16 protein-coding genes are annotated in these 22,514 nt (G+C 33.1%); 12 read left to right on the top strand and 4 right to left on the bottom strand.

All coding sequences use genetic code 11. The features are described 5' to 3' along the window. The first annotated feature begins 156 nt into the window (after nt 1-156). The 4 genes from IE051_RS01915 (at nt 157) to IE051_RS01900 (ending at nt 5,849) form a co-directional block, all read left to right on the top strand. Nucleotides 157-2,172, top strand: a complete 2,016-nt coding sequence (locus IE051_RS01915) for a M13 family metallopeptidase (protein WP_189358941.1) — start codon at nt 157-159, stop codon at nt 2,170-2,172. 248 nt (nt 2,173-2,420) lie between these two features. Continuing rightward, complete coding sequence (locus tag IE051_RS01910; RefSeq protein WP_189358939.1) at nt 2,421-3,581, top strand: DUF7486 family protein; 1,161 nt, start codon at nt 2,421-2,423, stop codon at nt 3,579-3,581. Nucleotides 3,582-3,925: 344 nt separating this feature from the next. Beyond that, nucleotides 3,926-4,951 carry a hypothetical protein gene (locus IE051_RS01905; protein WP_189358937.1) on the top strand — a complete coding sequence of 342 codons (1,026 nt, stop codon included), beginning with the start codon at nt 3,926-3,928 and terminating at the stop codon, nt 4,949-4,951. A 121-nt stretch (nt 4,952-5,072) separates the two neighbouring features. After that, entirely contained in the window at nt 5,073-5,849 is a 777-nt protein-coding gene (locus IE051_RS01900) for an SOS response-associated peptidase (protein WP_189358935.1), read from the top strand. Between the two features lie 109 nt (nt 5,850-5,958). Here the strand turns inward: IE051_RS01900 and IE051_RS01895 are convergent, their stop codons facing one another. Next, nucleotides 5,959-6,708, bottom strand: a complete 750-nt coding sequence (locus IE051_RS01895) for an arylesterase (protein ID WP_189358933.1) — start codon at nt 6,706-6,708, stop codon at nt 5,959-5,961. Nucleotides 6,709-6,736: 28 nt separating this feature from the next. Between IE051_RS01895 and IE051_RS01890 the strand changes: the two genes are divergently transcribed. Beyond that, nucleotides 6,737-7,426, top strand: a complete 690-nt coding sequence (locus tag IE051_RS01890; RefSeq protein ID WP_189358931.1) for an ABC transporter ATP-binding protein — start codon at nt 6,737-6,739, stop codon at nt 7,424-7,426. A gap of 47 nt (nt 7,427-7,473) precedes the next feature. Further along, nucleotides 7,474-9,972: an ABC transporter permease gene (locus tag IE051_RS01885; RefSeq protein ID WP_189358929.1), complete on the top strand. Its 2,499-nt coding sequence runs from the start codon at nt 7,474-7,476 to the stop codon at nt 9,970-9,972. 111 nt (nt 9,973-10,083) lie between these two features. On the opposite strand, the gene IE051_RS01880 is transcribed toward IE051_RS01885, so the two are convergent. After that, nucleotides 10,084-14,043, bottom strand: coding sequence for a hypothetical protein (locus IE051_RS01880; protein ID WP_189358927.1), 3,960 nt, complete (start codon nt 14,041-14,043; stop codon nt 10,084-10,086). Nucleotides 14,044-14,316: 273 nt separating this feature from the next. Between IE051_RS01880 and IE051_RS01875 the strand changes: the two genes are divergently transcribed. The 6 genes from IE051_RS01875 to IE051_RS01850 all read left to right on the top strand — a co-directional run bounded on the left by IE051_RS01875 (nt 14,317) and on the right by IE051_RS01850 (nt 21,522). Beyond that, on the top strand, nt 14,317-16,494 hold the full coding sequence (locus tag IE051_RS01875) for a T9SS type B sorting domain-containing protein (protein WP_189358925.1): 2,178 nt from the start codon (nt 14,317-14,319) through the stop codon (nt 16,492-16,494). A gap of 375 nt (nt 16,495-16,869) precedes the next feature. Then, on the top strand, nt 16,870-17,925 hold the full coding sequence (locus IE051_RS01870; RefSeq protein ID WP_189358922.1) for a serine hydrolase domain-containing protein: 1,056 nt from the start codon (nt 16,870-16,872) through the stop codon (nt 17,923-17,925). 62 nt (nt 17,926-17,987) lie between these two features. Next, nucleotides 17,988-18,842: a CPBP family intramembrane glutamic endopeptidase gene (locus IE051_RS01865; protein WP_189358920.1), complete on the top strand. Its 855-nt coding sequence runs from the start codon at nt 17,988-17,990 to the stop codon at nt 18,840-18,842. Nucleotides 18,843-18,892: 50 nt separating this feature from the next. Beyond that, entirely contained in the window at nt 18,893-19,618 is a 726-nt protein-coding gene (locus IE051_RS01860) for an NAD(P)-dependent oxidoreductase (protein ID WP_189358919.1), read from the top strand. 65 nt (nt 19,619-19,683) lie between these two features. Then, nucleotides 19,684-20,586 (top strand): leucine-rich repeat domain-containing protein, encoded by a 903-nt coding sequence (locus IE051_RS01855; RefSeq protein ID WP_189358917.1) that lies wholly within the window; start codon nt 19,684-19,686, stop codon nt 20,584-20,586. A gap of 75 nt (nt 20,587-20,661) precedes the next feature. Then, the gene (locus IE051_RS01850; RefSeq protein WP_189358915.1) at nt 20,662-21,522 is read left to right on the top strand and encodes an alpha/beta fold hydrolase; all 861 of its coding nucleotides are present in this window, start codon (nt 20,662-20,664) and stop codon (nt 21,520-21,522) included. Nucleotides 21,523-21,572: 50 nt separating this feature from the next. Here the strand turns inward: IE051_RS01850 and IE051_RS01845 are convergent, their stop codons facing one another. Then, entirely contained in the window at nt 21,573-21,734 is a 162-nt protein-coding gene (locus IE051_RS01845; RefSeq protein ID WP_189358913.1) for a Lacal_2735 family protein, read from the bottom strand. 138 nt (nt 21,735-21,872) lie between these two features. Then, entirely contained in the window at nt 21,873-22,433 is a 561-nt protein-coding gene (locus IE051_RS01840) for a fasciclin domain-containing protein (RefSeq protein ID WP_189358911.1), read from the bottom strand. Nucleotides 22,434-22,514: the final 81 nt, after the last annotated feature.

Below are 22,514 nucleotides of genomic sequence, written 5' to 3'. Positions count from 1 at the left end.
AACGTTTTTGTAAACCTGATATTTTTATAAGATAATAATTAGGCCATCAAAAAGATTAATTAAAGCGCTAGTTCACATTTCTTAAATTTTTAGATGGCCACCGATTTCAGTTCCTGATCTTGATGTATATTTGAGTAAACTAAAATTGGCTATATTATGAATGTATTGCGTTATATCTCATTAGTGCTATTGGTATGTTTATCATGCAAACAAGAGAATAAAGTCACCCCCGCTCTTAATGCGGTAGTATTTGATGATATTGATCAATCAATTAAACCCGGTGATGATTTCTTTAATCATGTTAATAAAAATTGGATGGAGAATGCAGTCATAGCTGATGATCAAGTAGGTGTTGGTGCATATCGGTTTCTTAATATCCCACAACAAGCATTATTAAAAAATATACTGGAAGCGGTTTCAATACAGGAGCACCCTAAAGGCACTATAGAACAAAAAGTGGGAGATTTTTATGCGTCTGGAATGGATACAGTTGCCATAAATTCGCGGGGTGTAAAACCGATAACTCCAATTTTAGAGAAGATTTCTAGTATAAACAATACGTCATCGATTATGACATTTGTTGCCAATCAGATTAAATCGGGAGATTATTCATTGTTATTGCCTTCTATTTCAGCGGATAAAAAGAATAGCAAACTAAATATTCTTCATTTTGGTCAAGCAGGTATTGGGTTACCGGATCGTGATTATTATTTTAATGAAGATTCATCGGTTATTGAAATACAGGAAGCTTATAAAAGATATGTGACCACTCTTTTTGAACTTACCGGTGAAACTGAGGCAAAATCTAAAGCCGAAATTGTTTACCAGATAGAAAAGCAAATAGCAGAATCACATAAAACAAGGGTTGAACTAAGGGATATTCAAGCCAACTATAATAAGGTCGCTGTAAGTGATTTGAATGATAAACATGAAAATATCGATTGGAATTCAATACTTCATATTTTGGGAGCAAGGGTAGATTCTATTGATGTTGCACAACCATTATATTATGATGCTCTTGATAATATGCTGAAAACAGTATCTATTAGTGATTGGAAACTATATCTAAAGGCTAATTCAATAAGTTCTCATGATCAAATATTATCCAAACCTTTTCAAGATGTTTCTTTTTCATATTCAAAAGTATTATCTGGGCAAACGGAGCAACAGTCTCGTGATAAGCAAATGGTGCGTTTTGTAGATAATTTGCTTGGTTTTGCATTAGGGCAGCTATATGTTAAACGCTATTTTAATGAAGATGCTAAAAAGCGCGCGTTAGATTTGGTAAATAATTTTCAGAAAGTCCTAGAAAAACGTATTGATAATCTAGACTGGATGAGCGATAGCACTAAAATAAAAGCAAAAGATAAATTATTCGCTATTAATAAAAAAATTGGTTACCCTGATGTTTGGAGAATGTATGATGTTGAAATAAATAGGACGCAGTTTTTTGAAAATGTGGTGAATTTAAGAAGTACCGCTTATCAATATGAATTACAGCAGTTAAATCAGCCACCAAATAGAGATGAATGGCATACAACACCTTCAACAGTAACGGCCTATTATAATGCCTCTTTAAATGAAATTGTATTCCCAGCAGGAATTTTACAGAAGCCTTATTTTGATTTATATGCTGACGATGCACTAAATTATGGAGGAATAGGTATGGTTATTGGCCATGAATTTATTCATGCATTTGATGATCGAGGTGCTCAATATGATAAAGATGGAAATGTTTCCAATTGGTGGACTGATGTTGATTATACTAAATTTAAAGCTAAAACAAATCAGATTATTGAACAATACAATGCCTTTACAGTGTTGGATAGTGTACATTTAAATGGAGCTTTAACCGTAGGGGAAAACACAGCTGATAATGGAGGGATTGCTATTGCCTACGATGCCTTTCTGTTAACCGAACAAGGACAAGACACCACCAAAATAGGAGGGTACACACCAAAGGAACGATTCTTTTTATCGATTGCTAATATTTGGCGCGTAAAAATGCGTGAAGCCTTCTTAAGAAATTATGTAGCAAATGATCCGCATTCACCACCAATTTGGAGAGTAAATGGTCCATTAATGAACTTTACACCGTTTTATGAAACGTTTGATGTAAAAGATACAGATGCTAATTTTAAAGCAATTGAAGAACGCATAAAAATTTGGTAATTATTTTTAATGAATTATAAGAGCGTAAGAGGTGCGTGTTTATTCATCAAACTAAAAGCACTTGGCGTTTAATTGAAATCTGTATTTTAAGCCTTAATTGCTTTTATTAGGATGCAGAAGGATATCATTTTCTCTTTAGGCTAGACACTTTTAAATAAATTAATAGTCTTATACTTTTTCATGATTAAAATCATAAAAAAAAGGTTCGTCTTTTTATAATTTTAAGGAATTATAAAGTTAAATGAATTATGAAAAAATTAAATCTATTACACATTAGAAGTGTTTGTGTTTATCTGTTTATTCTTGGATTTTTATTTACGGCTTGTAACAACAGTGCTTCAAAAGATAAAACCACAAAAACAGATACAGAAGAAGTTAAAAAAGTTAATGATATTTTATGGAATGTAAAGGCTATTGCACCCGATGGGAAAAGTTTAGAGGTAAAGGGCTTTAATGAGAAGGGTGAATCTATAGATATTAAAGCAGTTCAGAACGCTGATCAAACAAGTTTCCTTGATGTAAATGCTATAGAAAATGGTAACAAATTTCCTGTTAAGTTGTTGGTGAGTAAAACACAATTTTCGCCAGTTACAGCAATAACTAATACTGGTGACACTTATGAACTTAAAGCCATAACTCCTGAAGGCGAAAAACTGGATGTTAAAGGGGTGGCCAGATTTGGATATGTTGTCATGATAAAAGCCATTACTAAAGAGGGTGAATTTTATGGCGTTAAAGCAATCTCACCTACAGGAGAGTTAAATGATATTAAAGGTATAAAGATTAACTTTCAGGATCGAGAAATGTCTTTGAAAGGCTTGAATATTCATGCGCATGTTAAAGCCATGCATCCTGCTGCCAACGAAGATGACCTTGAAATACCTGTTAAAAAGAAAAAGAAAAAAGTAAAGAAAGGCGAGAAGGAGAAGAGTGATTTTGAAAGAATTATTTGGAACATTAAGGCAGTAACACCAGATGGGAATAATTTAGATATAAAAGCCTTTGATCCAGAGGGTAATACCTTTGATGTTAAAGCTACTCAAGATTCTAAGCAACATAGCTTTTTGAATATTAAAGTGCTTGTAGAAGGCGGAGAGCTGCCAGTTAAAATAATGCAAAGTACCTACGAATATGCACCAATAAAAGCTATTGGTACCGATGGAACATTATATGATATTAAAGCGATTACGGATAACAAAGAGAAACTTGATGTTAAAGGCATAAGTCGCTCTGGGAATATTATTCATGTCAAAGCAGTGAATGATAATGGTGAATTATTTGCAGTAAAAGCATTCGCCCCAGACGGAAAACTTAATGCCGTTAAAGGTGTTAAAATTTTCAAAAGAGAAGTAGAGTTGAAAATACAAGGAAATCCGGTTTATGCGCATTTAAAAGCCATAAATGAATAGCAGTACCTGCTATAGTTGCTTTTAAAAGAATTTAGACATTAATGAAGGTTTAATATTCTATTTATTAGAAGTCATACTTTAAAAACCAACAATAAATCGTTTAGAATTTATTGTTGGTTTTTTTATTTTAAAATAATCCTAATTTTCTAATAGAACGATTAAAGCACATGAATTTGCTATGATAGTATAGACCTATTTTTAAAAATAAAATGGTTCATAACGGTAAAAATGAGCCGTTTAATTTGGTTAAAAAGCAACACAGCTTACCAGTAAATTTTTAAAGAATTATATGATTAGTTTTTAATATATTTATACTGTTTTCAGAACATTTGAAGAATATATGTATGGATAGAACTTTAAGTCTTTCAAAAAAGGGGGTCATCATTGGAATGCCCTTATTAATTCTTGGGATGATGGTATGTCTTGTTAATACATCCTTTTTTTCCGAGCAAACAAGTAAGCTTTCTGTTGGAATAACATTCGACTTGCTTTTAACCATGCCACTTGTATATTTTTTACTCATCAGAAAAACAAGTATTCCTAAAACAACTATTGTTCCTGTGATTATTCTTGGAATGGTAGTAGGCTCTATTATACTACCTGTTCAGAATCAATATTACCTCAACCTTTTTAAGACTTGGATATTTCCTGTAATTGAGCTTTCAATAATTTCATTTGTCATTTATAAAGTACATAAAGCCATAAAACATTTTAAACGCTACTCTATAGAATCTGTTGATTTTTTTGAAACCATGAAAATAACGTGTTATGAAATACTTCCACAAAAGATGGTTGCACCGGTAGTTATGGAAATAGCCGTTTTTTATTATGGTTTTATTGATTGGAAAAAAAGAAAATTGGAGGAAAATGAATTTACATATCATAAAAATAGTGGGACAATAACCTTATTGGTTGCTATAATCCTTATTGTGGCTATAGAGACTGTTGTACTGCATATTCTACTCTTAAAATGGAGTGCGTTAGCAGCTTGGATTTTGACAGGCTTGAGTATTTATTCGGGTATTCAACTTTTCGGGTTTTTGAGATCCATGTACAAAAGGCCGATATCAATTAAAAAGGATAAGTTGTTTTTACGTTATGGTATTATGAATGAAACTACCATTGACTTAAATCATATTGATCGCATTGAAGTGTCGTCAAAAGATTTAGATTGGAATAAAGAATCCCGGAAACTATCCTTTTTAGGAGAATTAGAAAGCCATAATTATATAATCTATTTAAAAAAAGAATATACCCTAATTGGACTTTATGGTGTAAAACGAAGTTACAAGAATTTAGCCTTTTATGTGGATAATACAATGGCATTTAAGAAAAAAATAGATGAGGCCATGAATCAATATGTGTTATAAGATTGATCAAAAGTCTGTTAGCACAAAAAGTAAAAAAAACATTCTACTTTTTGTGGTAAGAGAAGTGTCTTGGTTATGTTTTTGTAAGCCACTATGGCTAAATGAAAAATTGAACGAATATATGTGTTACGATATTAAAGCGAGCACGGAAGCCCAGCTTAAACGTGCTCGGCAAAAAGGTGATTTAGCTGCGATTGAAGAAATAGAGGAACTACTAATTCCGTTAACAGATCTGCCATTACATCACGTCTCTGGGTTTAATCATCCAGAACTTTTAATTTATACAGATCATACTCCCGAATTTCCTACTGTAGCCACTTGGGGACTTATTCCTCATTGGGTAAAGCAAGAAGATCAGATGAAAAAACTATGGAATAATACCCTAAATGCTCGAGGAGAAACCATATTTGATAAACCCGCATTTAGCCAATCCGCCAAGCATAATAGGTGTATAATCTATATTGATGGCTTTTATGAGCACCATCATTTTAATAATAAAACCTATCCTTTTTTTATTCAGCGCAAAGATTATGAACCTATGGCATTGGCTGGACTTTGGAGTGAATGGGTGAACCCTGAACATGGAGGAAGAATGATTACATGCACTATAGTTACAACAGTTGGAAATTCTATAATGGCTAAAATACATAATAATCCAAAAATTAAAGGGCCTAGAATGCCTCTAATCCTTGCTGAAGACCAGGAGGATAAATGGTTAGTCCAATGGGATAATGAAATGGATAAAAGACAAATAAAAGAACTTATTCAGACATATCCATCTGAAGAACTTTGCGCCTATACTGTCGCTAAACTTAGAGGAAAAGCCTATAAAGGAAATGTTCCTGAAATATCCAATGCATTAGAGTATAGTGAATTGGAGTTGTCCCTATACCAGTAGTAGGTAAAAATCTTTGGAATCAATTTAAAACTACATTTTTTTCTAAGAAAGACTTCTAACGCAATAATGCAGATTGTATTACCATTTTTTTTTGCTTTTGAGTAAAGTACTAAGAGCCTAACAATGGTTTTAGTACCTCCCATACCGTATTAGCCACAATTTTATGCCCTTCAACAGTAGGGTGGATACCATCGTTTTGATTTAATTCTGGAATACCACCAACATCCTTCAATAAAAAAGGAATAAAGGGTAAATTATTTTGTTTGGCTAATGAAGCATACATCGTCCGGAATTCCGTAGTATAATCAGGCCCCATATTAGGTGGTAATTCCATTCCAGCCAAAATAATGATAGTATTGGGATCTTTTTGCTTAACAGCATCAATAATGTCTTGTAAGTTAGTTTGTGTTTGTGAAAAGGGTAGGCCGCGTAATCCGTCATTGGCGCCAAGTTCTAAAATAAAAATGGCAATATCCTGATTTAATATCCACTCTATTCTACTTCTTCCACCTGCTGAGGTTTCTCCACTAACACCTGAATTGACCATGGTGTAACCCAAACCCAATGCATCAATTTTTGATTGTAATACCGCTGGGTAAGCATCATCAGTACTGTCTAATCCATATCCAGCGGTAATGCTATCCCCAAAACATAAAATAGTTTTAGTCGCATTAGTATTTGAGTTTTCAGCTGTTGTAGCAGGAACATCGTTCTCATCCTGGTTCCTTTGGTTGTTCGATTGGTCCTTACAGGATACCAAAAAAGTACATAGCATTAGAAAATAACAAAACTTTAAGGTTTTCTGTAAGCAAGAAGTGGTATTAATTAAAAGCAATTTATTATTTTGACTGTCATTCATAAGCCTTGAAATAAATTTATAGTTTTCTATGTCAAATATATTAAAGATAAATGGTCTCGAAAAGACTTATACCAGTGGATCGAAACAGTTAACCGTTTTGCACGATATTTCATTCGATGTTGAAAAGGGGAAAACCTTTGCGATTGTGGGACCATCTGGTAGTGGGAAAACCACCTTATTAGGAATATGTGCTGGCTTAGATACACCAAATAAAGGTGATGTAGAATTGTGTGGCTTTAATTTGAACACCTTAAATGAGGACGAGCGAGCACAATTAAGGAATAGGGAAGTGGGCTTTATTTTTCAAAATTTTCAGTTACTTCCAACCCTAACGGCTTTAGAAAACGTTAGTGTTCCTTTAGAGTTACAAGGCTCTAAACAAGCTGCTCAAAAAGGGATGGAACTGTTAGCACAAGTGGGGCTGGCAGATCGTTTTCACCATTACCCGTCACAACTTTCAGGAGGTGAACAACAGCGTGTGGCATTGGCAAGGGCTTTTTCTAATACGCCTTCAATTTTGTTTGCCGATGAACCCACTGGTAATTTAGATGATGAAACTGGAGAAAAGGTCATTGAATTATTATTTAATTTAAATAAGGCTTCCAATACCACATTGGTCATTGTTACTCATGATTTGGAACTGGCTAATCGTACCCAACAAATATTGCGTCTAAAAGGCGGACGTATCATGAGCAATCAAGCACCAGTAATAAAGTGAATATATCCCAATTAAAAACCAAAACCAACGCAATCTGGCTTTTTAAAATGGCATGGCGTGATGCAAGAGCAAGTCGTGTGCGCTTAATGCTGTTTATGGCGTCTATTATTTTAGGTATTGCTGCCGTGGTATCCATTCAATTATTCCGTGATAATCTTAAAGATAACATTCAAAACCAGTCTAAAGCACTCATGGGTGCCGATTTTCTGATAGATATTAACGAAACTCCCAATGCAAGGGCGCAGGCCATTATAGACTCTTTAAGCCCCGTAGCTAAAGAGGTCAATTTTGTATCTATGATTGCTTTTCCTAAAAATGGAGGCACCAAATTGGTGCGTATTCGTGGCCTTGAAGGCGCCTTTCCCATTTATGGTAAAATAAAAACCGCCCCTGAACAGGCTGCAAGTACATATCAGGGTTTAGGTGGTGCTTTGGTTGATGCTACCTTAATGTTACAATACAATATTAAAGCTGGAGATTCTATTAAGGTTGGCAAACTGACGCTTCCTATTTTGGGCGCTCTGAATGGCCTTCCAGGAAGTTCAGCCATTTCAGCTTCTGTTGCACCACCAGTAGTTATTCCTTATCAATTTATTGATGATACAGAGCTTCTTCAGTTTGGTAGTCGTAAAGAATATCAATTTTATTATAAGGCCACTCCTCAGACAGATTTAGAACAATTGGAAGCTGAAATAAATCCTTTGTTGAACGCAGAAAATGCCGATATTGATACGCACTCCAGTACCAGTAGACGTTTAGGACGCCGTTATGATAATATGGGTAAGTTTCTCAATCTGGTCGCTTTTATAGCCTTACTACTGGGCTGTGTTGGTATTGCAAGCTCTGTTCATATTTATATTAAGGAGAAACTAAAACACATTGCTGTTTTAAAATGTTTGGGAGCCTCTCGAAAGCAAAGTTTTTTAATTTACCTCATTCAAATAGCCGGAATTGGTTTAATAGGAGGTATTATTGGGAGTCTAGTCTCCATTGGTGTACAAGAATCTTTCCCGTATTTCTTTAAAGCATTTTTACCCTTTGATGTGACCATTTCAATTTCAACACAACCACTTCTTATGGGGGTGTTACTTGGGTTTTTAATGGCCGTTTTGTTTGCATTATTGGCCTTGTTAAACACTTGGTATGTGTCACCTTTAGAAGCTTTACGCGTTACAGAGTCCAATGGATTAAAAAGAACTAAATCTGCTAAAATAACTGTGTTTTCAGTCATTATTCTTTTTTTGTTTTTATTTTCCTATTGGTTACTCAGAGATATAAAGTACGCCTTGGCTTTTGTTGTAGGTATGCTCATCACTTTTAGTATTCTTGCTGGTATTGCCACATTATCTATGAAAATGATTAAGGCATGGTTTCCAAAATCTTGGGGTTATACAGCACGTCAAAGTCTTTTGAATCTTTTTAGACCAAATAACCAGACCTTAGTTCTTATAGTTGCTATTGGCCTAGGTACTTTTTTAATCAGTACTTTATATTTTACAAAAGACATTCTATTATCTAAAACGGCGGTTGGTAATAGCGGCAAGGCTGCTAATATAATATTACTGGATGTCCAAAAAGAACAAACTAACGATGTTTCCAAAACTATTACTGAACATGGTTTAGAACTTGTAGACAACATTCCATTGGTAACCATGCGTATTCAAAGTATTAAAGGCATGGTGTCTCATGAAGCGAAAGCAGATACTACTGTACATATTCGGCGTTGGGTATTCAACCATGAATTTAGAACCACTTACAGGGACAGTTTAATAAGCTCGGAAACTATTTTGGAAGGTACATGGACCCCTGCGGTTAGCCTCGGGGGCGTTATTCCTATTTCAATTTCTGAGAATTTAGCTAAAGATGCTCAGCTTAACATTGGTGACAAGGTGGAATTTAACATTCAAGGCGTCATTATGGAGACCGTTGTTGGGAGTATCCGATCTGTAGATTGGGGGCGAATGCAACTTAATTTTTCAGTAGTGTTCCCAAAGGGTGTTTTAGAAAAAGCACCACAATTTTATGTGCTCACTACTAATGTCCCCGATAACGTTGGCTCTGCCCAGTTACAACGTGTATTGGTGGCTAAATATCCCAGTGTAACCATAATTGATTTGAGACAGGTATACACAATAATAGAGGATATTTTAGATAAGGTCGCCTGGATTATCAACTTCATGGCCTTATTTAGTATTATAACAGGTATTATTGTATTAATAGGCTCTGTACGTAATACCAAACATCAACGGATTAGGGAAAATGCATTGCTAAGAACTTTAGGAGCAAAAAATATACAAATATTAGAAATATCTGGTTTAGAGTATTTTTTACTGGGTTTAATAGGTAGTTTGGTAGGGGTAGTACTGGCTCTCGTCAGTGCATTTTTATTGGGACTTTATTTATTTAAAGAGCCTTTTGTTCCTTCGGTAATACCTTTTCTAATATTTCTGCCCACAATATCGTTTTTGACCTTAGGTATTGGCCTGATTAATATGCGTGATGTTTTACGGATTTCGCCATTGGAAGTTTTGCGTAGGGAAGCTTAAGAATTAGTAGATATCGGGATTATTATTTATAGTCCAGAGAAAGATAGTATTCTTAGAATTAAAGAAATCAAAATGTATTAAAACGCAATAACTTGAATACTGTTTTTAAAATTAGTCTATTGCACTTGCTGGTGTTTTTCCTTTTCGTAATTTTTTATTACTAAAGCGGATTTTGGTTTTAAGTTTACGCTTTTTTGCCTTTTTATGATGAAAATCTTGTACCATTTGAATATAGATTTTAGATCCTGTATTTTCATAGCCTACTTTTTCTGAAAGGACAATACCGTCGTTTGCTTTTAAGTTGTTTAAAGGAATCGATATCCAAATATCTCTAAAAGCTTTTGGTTCAGTTTTTCCTTCAATAAAAAAGTCAATCGCTGACGATTGTATTTCCGTTCTTGGAATTGAAAACACACCATTATTAATACTAATTTTTTCAACTATTGGCTGAAAGGACATAGCTTTAAACCGCTCTTTTTTAAGCACTTTTATGTTGTCAACAATGGGCTTGAATTCAAATAGTTTTAAGCTATCAATTTGAAAGTCTATGTGACCATTTAAGCTTTTTACTTTTAAACTGTCTTTAGCATCAAACTGTCCTTTAATGGCCATGTCATAATTAAATATGGCTTCAAATTTCTCGGCCTCTCGTAGTGATTCTATATTGAAATAATCGAAGTCTTGAGCCGCTTGGCCAATATCAAATTGTTCTGTTGTCATTAAAGTCTGAAAAGATGTTTTGTCTATCTCTGCTAAAGCGAGTAACATGTCTAAATCCAGTCGTCCTTTTCGGTATCTAAATCCAGTATTTTTTAAATGTATATTATCCTTCTGATCAAAAAATAGGTTTGATTTTAAATGGGTAATCTTGAATTTTTGATAGCTAAAAGTGTCTATTTTTACTTCCAATTCGGGATGAAATGACTTTTTTAAATCCAATAATGAGTTTTTTAGCAAGGCTAAATCCTTCTTTGCTTCATTGGAGGGTTTAGGCTTTCCCATACGGGCATCTAATAATATTTCATCTATATCATCGGTATCTAAATTAGGGGAATAAATTAGAAAACGACTTGAATGAATTTGGTCTTCAGAGTTCTTACTAACCAAGCCTGAAAAATTGTCAATGTTTCCAGAGACATTTATATAGTCATTACTTTTTAAACGTAATTGCAAACTGTTAATGGTTGCTTTATTATTTTTAATGGCTAAGTCTAGCGTATCTATAGGAATAAATAATTCAGCCGCTTTAAATTCAATAACCGATGGCGTTAGTTGTAAACGCCCTGTGGCTTCAGATGTCGATAAAACAAAGTTTTCAGATTTAGCTTCGTAATTGCCTTTAAATTTAAACTGTCCTGAATCAAATAGAAAATTTGAATTTCCAAAATAATCATTTAAGTCTTTGGTCTCACCCTGTGCCTGAATATTAAAGTTAATATCAAAGTTTGCCGTGTTATTAATTGACAATGCTGTATTGTAAGCATTTACTTGTCCATGTATTTGAGCCTGTGATTGTTTATAATCAATGCCTAAATTTTCTAATATTAGTTGTGATTCATTTTCAAAATAGAATTGAGCAACAATATTATTAGTTACTAAATCTTTGTATTTAAGTGTATCAATATCTATTTCTATATTTGGGTTAAAACCATAGATGTCTTTAAAAGATTGATATAAGTTTGACTTTTTCTGTAAGTTAGTTTCTTCCGCTTTATTTTTAAAATCTTCAAGTAATATTAATAATTTATCTAGATCAATATATTTACTCTTTACTTGTAAATAGGTATTTGGGTTTTTATCTTCAGGGATTAAGAAACCAGGGAAATGCTCTACCATTGCAGATATTTGTAGTTTGTGGTCTTCTCCAATCTCCACTTCAAATTTTTCAAGGTACGCTGTTGAATGCTTTATGTTAAGAAGCATTTCGTTAATCTCGATATTTAAATGCACGGGTTCATAATACAACGTGTTTTTATTAATTTTCAGATTGCCAGAAACATTACTTAAAAGTTCATTGAATTTATGAATGTTGCCATTAATATGACCAGAAAATGAAAAATCGCCAGCGGTAAATTGCAACAGGCTTTTCTTAAATATATTATTAAATGCCGATGAAGCACCATGCATATTCACATTAAAATCAATAAAAATAGGATCTTTTGTTTCCCCTAGGGGTTTGGGTATTTTTACTTCACCATCAAGACCAACCTGAGCCCCTTTATGATTAAAAATAAAGGTTTTTACATCTAAGGTTTCCTCATTAAGAAAACCTATATTAGTAATTACATCATTTAGTACATTTCCATTGTAAATCAACTTCCCTAATCGCATTTTAACGGTAGGATGAAACTGATTGTGTATTTTAGCTAAAGTGGTATGTAAATCCTTTCTCGTGTCTAATGCCGTTTTATTTTTAGGCGCGAACTTGTTTAATAAGTCCATGAAATTATTTACATGTATGGTGTTGGCTTCAAATTCTACAAAGCTCTCAAGGGGATAGTCTGGGATATTTTCAATTAAACTGGAAAGGTGTTTTAAATGACCTCTTAAGGTTATAACTTCATTATCTAAAAGGGGAATTTCTATGGTGTTTATTTTAGCGAATTCATTGTTTAAGGATAAATCAATTTGGTTTATAGGTAATTGAGATTTAGTAGGTTTAAAAAACACTTCCGTTTTATCCATTTTAAAATTCCCCTGGGCATGATTCAACAATAACAAAGGATTATCAATATCACCGTCAACCAATGCTTCAAGTTTAAATTGCCCACCGTTAAAATAAAAATCTGTATTATTTAATACGGCTGCAAGGTCTTCGTTTTTACCTTGTAAGTCAATATTTGCTTTTACATAATTATTTGTTTCAGGGGTACTTCTATAAAAGGATTCTTTAATTTTAACATCTATACCTTTTAAATTTCCGGATAGGCTTTTTAAGTTTAATTGAAAATCTCTAGGCGTTTTCTTTAAGACTCTAATGCTGTCATTCTTATAAATATCATTGGTTAAGTGCCCTGTAAATGTAATATCCGAAATGGGAAACGCTTCTTTGAATATGAATGTATTTGATTCTGTTGAAAAATCCACCTTAACTACAGGGTTGTCTTTATAAGCAAATTGACCTTTAAGTTTTAAATGCGTTTTTAAAGGTTTATCAAGTTGATAGTCTACTAATTTCTTAGAAATGTTATTTGGTAATAAAGCTTTTGTTGCTTTTAAGTTAGTGTTGTCGTTAACTAAATCAAAATTATATTGAGCACCATTACTCAAATTAAAATCTGCGGCTAATAAAAACTTTTGATCGTCAATAAATAAATCAAAAGGGGTAAGGGCTATAGTTTGTTCGTGTAAATTAAATCTAAAGTCATAAGTTCCTTGAATTAAAGCACCATTAAAAAATGTGCCTTTGTCTAGATTAAACCCTAATTTATGAATGCTTACTTCCATATTATTCTTTCCAGTGATGATTTCGTCATTGGTCTTAACAGTGCTTTTAAAATCATGAATGGTGAAATGAAATGCTTTATTTAAAACAGAATCTATTATTTGAACATCTATATTCTTAAATTGAATTTTTAATTTATTTTCATGAAGCCAACTTGGTAGAACAAACGGCATATTTGGAGCTTCTTGTTTTGCCCGTTTTATATCGGCATAAAAAGATTCGGGTTTTCCTTTTTCAATGGTAGAGACATATTGCATGTCTTTTAATCTTATTTTTTTAAGCCTTAAATGTTTTGTGAAGACATCTGCAAGTGTTAAAATAATTTCTACTTCACTTGCTTTTAAGTCCGTTCTTTTATTATAAATGGTATCAAAGTTAGTGTGTTCAAGACCAAGTAATTTAAAATTTAGATTCGGAAAGTCTTTAATTGCGTTTACTTTAATGTCTTCTATTTTTAAGGTGCCGTTATGGTTCTTTTCATAGAATTCTTGTATGAATATAAGAACATCCTTTTTGTAGAACATGCCAAAGGCACTTAGTAAAATAGGGATAAGAACAATAAAAGCACCTATTTTAAGGAATATGCGCTTTTTCTTTTTAGTGTTTTTTTTTATGCTCTTAGTCATTCAACAATTTTCACATTTAGTAAATACAAAAGTTAAAAGTAATAAATCGTTACAATACCTAACGTTGCAAATTATGCTGGTATACGCTCAAATTTAACCCAAAATGGCAGAAAACAAGATAAAGGCAAGACTTATTTCTTTTAACAGGTAGAAAAGTATTTATTATTATGTGATAAATGGACAATTTCAAAAAATCAAACCACCTTTTATCTCTACATCAAAAAGCACGCATAGTGAAATATATAAGTGGATTAAACGTATATTTGATTGTCTATGAAAACTATTTTATTAGCTTGTTTACTATTTTTTGTAAATCTGTTGTGGGCGCAATGTCCATCAGGAGCTGTTACTTTAAATTCTCAATCTGATGTCAATAACTTTGTTGCCATGTACCCTAATTGTGATAACATTTCTGGGGATTTAATTATTGATGGTCCTATTACTGATTTGAGCGCACTTGATTATATAGATGCTATTGAGGGTGATTTTGTTATTGCAAATACAGAATTGATATCAATTTCCAATTTTTCCAGTTTAACCCTATTTCTAAACAAATTAGAAATTTCAAATAATGAGAAGTTGGTAGAAATTACTGGTTTTAATGCGCTTATAGATTTAGGGAATTTGTTTATAATAGAAAACAATCCAAACTTAGTCAGGATAGATGGATTTAATAGTGCAACTGATGCCTTCGGGGATCTCTGGATAAACGGTAATACATCATTACAATTCATATCGGGCTTTGGCAAATTGGTCAGGGTTTATAAATTATTAGGCATAAGTAATAGTCCCTTACTACAAAGTATACCAAGTTTTAATAACATGAATTCCGTTGGAAGGACTATACAGTTTACCAATACAGGTTTAACAGATCTTTTGGGGTTTGATAATCTGTCTATTATTGGTGGTCTTAACAGCACCTTAGGACTTGGGGTAAGTAATAATCAGAATTTAGGTGCTATTTCTGGTTTTAATTGTTTGAAAAATATTGAATTTGATCTTTCAATTAAAGATAATCCACAATTAAAGAGCATCGTTGGATTATCAAGTCTGGAGCGGGTGGGGCGGTTTTTTTCAATTGGAAATAATACATCTCTACTATCATTAAACGGACTGCAAAATTTAATAGAAGTATCTAGACCGGGGTATGAGGCTGCCTTGGTTTTTGAAATATATGACAATCCACAGCTATCCGATTGTAATGCATTATGTAATCTTTTGGAATCCAATGGTATAATAGGATTAAAAAGGATTACTAATAATGCATCAGGATGTGATTCAGAATCAGAGATTGACACCTCAAATTGTATTCCTTTTCAACGAGTATCCTGCACGAGCTTAGTTAGTCCGCAAAATGGCGCTACAAATGTGGAGCTAGATGCTGATATTTCTTGGCAAGCGATAAGTGGCGCCACGAGTTATTTTATTTCAATTGGAACTACTTCTGAAGGCACTGAAATAATTAATAATTTAAATGTAGGAAATATAACCACCTATATACTGCCTAACAATCTACCTGAAAACGCAGAAATATTTGTAAAAATTAAACCCAATAACGATTTAGGTCAGGCTAAATGTTGTTCTGAAGAAAGCTTTATGACTAAGGCTTTTATTCCCCAATGTGCCGCTTTGATTAACCCTAAAAATGGTGAAAGAGATGTTCCAATAACAACAAGTATCAGTTGGAATGCGGTATCAAATGTTACCGGATATTTTATTTCCTTAGGGACATTTTCGGGAGGTACGGATATTCTTGATAATTTTAATGTTGGAAATAGGACGTCATATAGGCCTTCCAGCCCGCTTCCCGAGAATGCAAGTATATTCACTACAATTACGCCGTATAATATTGCAGGGAATAGTGTTGATTGTAATGAAGAAGTATTTTTTACAAAACCAGAATCTTTGGGTTGTACGGCGTTAATAAACCCAATAAATGGCTCAATAGATGTAGATGTTGATGCTACCATCTATTGGAACGCAACGCCAAAGGCAACAGGTTACATACTATCTATTGGCCTTATGCCTTTTGGAACAGAATTAGTTAATAATCGAGATTTAGGAAATGTCAACGCTTTTGATTTTATCGATAATTTTCCATTCGATACTAAAATCTATGTAAGCTTGATACCGTATAACTCTTCAGGGCAAGGAGAGGCTTGTCCTACCGAAAGTTTTACAACTAAAAGAGAGTCAATTTTTGTGCCTGATTTTTTTACGCCAAATAATGATGGTTATAATGACGTTTGGCTTATAAATGATCCCCTAGATGAAGTTAAAGTTGTTTATATCTATAGTCGATATGGAAAATTACTCAAAACCATTAGAAACATGCAAAATGGATGGAATGGTAGTTTCAATAATCAATATATGCCTGTTGATGATTATTGGTATTCCATGACACTAAAAAATGGAAAAAGAATAAATGGCCATTTTACCTTAAAGCGTTAAATCTTAATATGGATTAAAGAATTTGCGTTAAAAAAGGTCACTTATGTTTTAATAATGGATTTAATTAGCAGTAGTCTTTAACGTTAAACTTAGGATCATTAAGACCTGAGGTTTTAGTGTTTTTTTAATTCGTTAAACCCATAATCTAAATTCAATAAGTATCAGCTGTTGTAAAAAGCTTATTTTCTAAATAATGTAAGGGTAAATTTATCTGGAAGCTTCTTAAAGTTACTCGTATTCCCCTAATTCAATAGTGGTCTTGATAATATATAAAACCAGTTCATCCATCATAATTAACAATTCAGTAATTTACATTATATTTTGAAAGCAATCCTAAGGACATTTGTATAATCAAAAAAACCAACAAGGGATACAATGGAAAGTGCTAAACAGAAGACCAGTAGAGGAAAACAAATTTTTAGAATCATATTATTTTCTGGAACTTTTATTTCCTTATGGTTTGTACCTTGGATTTTAGTAAAAGCTTGGATATTGCCTTTACCAAAGACCGTGCAGGAGCAAGTTGATCAAACCTTAAGTTATGGTTTTGATGGAGTAATTGTATATGTTGATGAAACTGGAAAACCACCAGCCTTCTATACGGCTGGTTATCATAATAAAGAACAGAAAATACCTGCAAAGCCAAATGCTTTATTCAAAATAGCAAGTATTAGTAAATTATATGTTGCGGTTGCTATCACTAAGTTAGCCCATAACCATCAATTGTCATTAGATGAAAAGCTCACGCAATACTTTCCGGAACTCAAGGGAAGAATTGAAAATGCAGATGAAATCACCCTTAGCATGTTGGTGCAACACCGTAGCGGGATTCCTAATTTTACGGACAATCCAGACTTTTGGAAAAATCAACCCAATACGGATGTAGATGTACTTCAATATGCACTTGATTTACCAGCAGAATTCAAGCCAAATAAAGATTATAGTTATTCAAATACAAATTATTTATTGCTGTCAAGAGTTATAGAGAAGGTTACCGGAGGTAGTCGTCAAGATTATTTCAAGACCTATATTTTAGAGCCTCTTGGGCTTAAAAACACGTATGGCTCAATCAGTGATGTGAATCTAGACGATGTAATGAGTGGCTATTATGTTGGAATTGATAAAGACTTCAAAAACCAGAATGAAGGTATGATGATTGCTACGGCAGAAGACGTTGGCATCTTTTTAAGAGCCCTAAATGACGGATCATTACTTAATAAAGACGAAATGGAGATCTATAGCTCTATTTATGAATTTAATCATGGCGGATTAGCTCCAGGCTACCAATGTCTGGCAGAATACCATAAGGATATTGATGCTGTTGTTATTCAATTTATGAATACAACCGATTTTGAAGGCTACCAATGGAATCTGCTTCAGATAACACATAGTCGTGTTGTTAAAATATTGCGAAAACAAAAGGGTTTATGAAATTTTAGTAGAGTAGTGTAACAACTTTCATGAACTCTCGTCGTAAAGACAACCAACAAATCATGACTGGATCAATTAAAACGAATCATAAAACCTGGAAAACAATAATTGTGTTTTTAGGTATTCTAACCCTGCTAAGTAGCATTTGCTATTATGCTATATTGAAATTAAACCCAACGAGTATTTATATTGGTGCTTTAATGTTATCGCCGGCAATAGCCTCGCTTATTACATTAAAGCTTATGAATCGCTCTATTTCAAGTTTGCCATGGCGTCTAAAAAGCCTTAAGTATTTAAGATATTCTTATCTGTTACCAGCATGCTATATTACTATTTCATATATTTTAATTTGGGTATTTGGTTTCGGGAATTTTGGTAATAAAAATACAATCGCAGCTTGGTCAGATGAATTAGGCATGACTGGGTTTAATACACCCATGGTAGCGTCAGTTATGATTTTGCTGTTAGCCATTGTTGGCGTTGTTAAAAATATAGGGGCTACTCTAGGAGAAGAGATTGGATGGCGTGGTTTTTTTGTTTTTGAACTTAGAAAACTATTATCTTTTGAAGGCACATCGATTATAAGTGGATTAATTTGGTCGATCTGGCATTGGCCAATAATTTGGTTAATTTATAATGGAAGTGGCTTGCTTTTCTTTCATATGGCAGCATTTACTTTAATGATTATGGCTATTTCTGTTATCATGACATATTATACATTTAAATCGAATAGTTTGTGGCCAGCAGCGCTTTTTCATTCTGTGCATAACATTTTTATTCAAAAAATATTCACACCAATAACAGCTACCAATGAAATTAGTTCCTTTTGGTTAGACGAATATGGCTTAATGATTCCTGTTATAACGAGTCTTTTTGCTATAGTTTTTTGGAGGAAGGCCAATAAGGAGAATTTGTAGTTAAACGAAAATATCAATCAATCAATCAATCAATCAATCAAAAAATCAATATGACAGTGTTAGTAGTAGGCGCAAGTGGTGCCACAGGAAGTCAATTAGTAGAGCAACTACTAATTCAAAAAAACAAAGTTAAGGTCATTGTAAGATCGCCAGAAAGGTTACCAGATTCATGGAAAAATAATGATGATTTACAAATCATCACAGCAAGCGTTTTAGATTTAAGCGATGCAGAAATGCGCACTATGGTTACCGATTGTGACGCCATAGCGTCATGTCTTGGACATAACCTGACTTTTAAAGGGATCTATGGTAAACCACGGCGGTTAGTTAAAGATGCGACAAGCCGACTGTGTAATGCTATAACAGCAAACACGAGTAAAAGTAAAACAAAGTTTGTGTTAATGAATACTACAGGTAATCGTAATCGCGATTTAAAAGAGCCTATTTCTTTTGCTCAAAAATGTGTGATTGGTTTGCTTCGTTTACTATTACCACCGCATGTAGATAATGAGAAAGCAGCAGATTATTTACGAACAGAGATTGGGCAAAATAATACTTCTATTGAATGGGTAGCAGTGAGACCAGATGGCTTAATAAACGATGAAGAAGTTAGCGATTATGAAATACATAAATCACCAACGCGAAGTGCCATTTTTAATGCAGGCAAAGTAAGTCGGATAAATGTTGGTCACTTTATGGCAAGTTTAATTAATGATGACCATCTATGGGGGAAATGGAAAGGACAAATGCCTGTAATCTATAGTTCATCCATCTAGAATGTCGTCGTTCTAAAATCAATTATTTTTCTTTAAAAAACATAACAATTTAAATTGTACAAACAATGCATAATATAAAATTCAATATACTCGCTTTAATACTATCATCTGCCTTTATTCTTTCATGTAGTAATGATGATGGAGATACTCAAGACACGCTTTATTTAGAGATACCCGACCAACATTTTGAATCCATTTTGATAGAGCAAGGTATAGATTCAGATGGTACTATTAATCAACAAATGTTAAAAACAGATGCTGAAAATATCAAACGATTAGATTTAAACCTATCGGCTCATTTCGGAGAAATTAGGGATTTAACAGGTATAGAGGGGTTTACAGACTTAAGTTTTCTATCTGTTGCTGGACAAAAAATTAAAGCTGTTAATTTAAGTTCTAATACCAAGTTGGATACATTATATCTTAATGGAAACCATCTCACTCATATGGATATAAGCAACAATCCAAATCTTATCTTGATAGATTTTCAGGCCAATGCAATCAGTACAATCCAGGGACTGGCAACATCGAAAAAACTGAAAAAGGCAAATTTATCTTTTAATAATTTTGAAACCATTAGTATAAACAATGCATCATTAGAAGTTTTACTTATTACACATAATCTATTAAAATCTATAGATACCCAAGATGCATTACATCTAAAAAATGTATTAGCCATATCCAACCAACTTACAGGCGTAGACTTTAGCTCCAATATAGGTTTAGAAACCTTAGTTATTTCAGGTAACAAACTGCAAAATATTAATCTTGAAAATAATACGCGCTTAACGCATCTTTACAGTTCCAGTAATTTACTAACCAGTCTTGATGTAAGTAATAATAAACAATTAATTGATTTGCGGGTAGATAGAAATCCAGAGTTAACCTGCATAAAGATTGAAAATGGGCAGAATATACCAACCGTATCTTTATCTGAATACCAAGACATAAATACCATTTGTAACTAAATTTAAAATAGAGATTTAACTAAAACACATAGGACAATCATAAATGCTTTTGATTTATGAATGCGATATTTTAACATGGAATCACTATATAAACCTCAAACTGGTAAAGCTGAAATTTTAAATCTTTATAATCAAAAATTAAAGGATTTAAACATTAATTATAGTTATATAGAAGTGCAAACCGCTTTTGGTAAAACCAATATTATTGTTTCAGGAAATGCCAAAAAACAACCTATATTGGTTGTTCACGGATCAAATGGATGCGCACCAATTGCCTTAGAAACCTATTCTGAACTGGCATCGGATTTTCAAATTTTTGCTGTGGACGTATTGGCGCAACCCAATAAAAGTGCTGAAACAAGATTATCAATGCAAAATGATGATTATGGAAAGTGGCTACATGAGGTTATTGACCACTTAAAACTTGTAAATCCAACGCTTGCAGGATTTTCGTTTGGCGGACTAATAATTCTGAAAGCTCTTGAATTTAAAGACAGCAATATTAAAGAGGTGTTTTTAACGGCACCTGCCTATATTGTCAATGGGAACCCATTAAAGGCATTGTTCAAAGTTTTCATACCGATGAAACGCTACATGAAAACAAGAAAAACAAAATATGTTGAATGGTTTTTAAATGCCCTTTTTAGTGAAAAAGATGATTTTGCATTAGCATTTCTCTCTAAGGTATTATTGTGTTTTAGAATGGATTTCACCCCAGTTCCAGTAATACATAATAGGGACGCTGCTTCTATAAAAACACCAATAACATTGATAGCAGCGAAAGATGATTTGATGTTTCCCGGTGAAAAAATGATAAAACGGGCCAATAAAATTTTTCCTTCGTTAAAGCAAACGGTTTTATTAAAACAATCAAAACATGTGCAAAATACATTTGATAATAAAAGAATTTCAAACTTGATTCTAGGAGCATTTTAATTTATGACGAGAATTATCAAAAATAATATTAGCAGAGGAAGCCTATATTATTAGAGGCTTTCAATTTTTTTCATAATCTCTTCAGCTTCATACGTTTTTTGATCACTTAATTTTCTGTTGATAGTAGAAAATTTATGAGCCTCTTTTGTTAAGGTTTTGTATTGCGCGTATAACTTATCTTTTTCTGACTTTTTTTTGAATAGTCCAAACATGGTGTGACGTAATTAGTTGTATTTCTGATTTATATTTTTCAGCAAGACTAGAATGTTAAATGCCCTAAAAAAAGAGTCCATTTCTTAAATGAATTGGACTCTTTTTATGCTCTTAATCAATTTTAAGCAAACAACTAGTTAAGGCATAACAACGGTATCTATAGCATGAACCACGCCATTAGAGGCATCAACATCCGCTATAACTACTGTAGATTTATTTCCTTTACTATCTGTAAGTATTACATTGTTACCACTTAAAGAAGCTGTCAAGGTTCCACCTTGTACCGTTGCAATTTTAAATGCACCGTCATTGGCTTTTATGGCTTTTACAACGTCTGCCGCCATAAATTTTCCGGCCACTACATGATAGGTAAGTATAGCAGTTAACATATTTTTATTTTCCGGTTTTAATAAAGTAGTTACTGTGCCATCAGGTAGTTTGGCAAAAGCATCATTAACGGGAGCAAAAACAGTAAATGGACCGTCACTGTTAAGCGTGTCAACTAAACCTGCAGCTTTAACAGCGGCTACTAAGGTTGTAAAATTGTCATTACCAGCAGCAACAGAAACAATGGTTTGTATCTCATTAAGGGTTTTGTTATTCACTGTGGCATGGTCATCAGATGCTGTGATGTTTGTAAAGGCAGTAGACACAAATGCAAGTACTGCGATAATTGAAATTGGAAGTAATTTTTTCATAATAAATCTTTTTTTTGTAAAGATACAATGGCCAAGAAGTTGTTAGCAAATATTTTTGTTTAATTATTTGTTAAAATAATT

This window comes from Algibacter mikhailovii, assembly GCF_014651495.1.
Lineage (GTDB): Bacteria > Bacteroidota > Bacteroidia > Flavobacteriales > Flavobacteriaceae > Algibacter_E > Algibacter_E mikhailovii.
The sequence above is the reverse complement of the archived record's forward strand: the minus strand, read 5'-3'. Positions and strand labels throughout refer to the sequence as shown.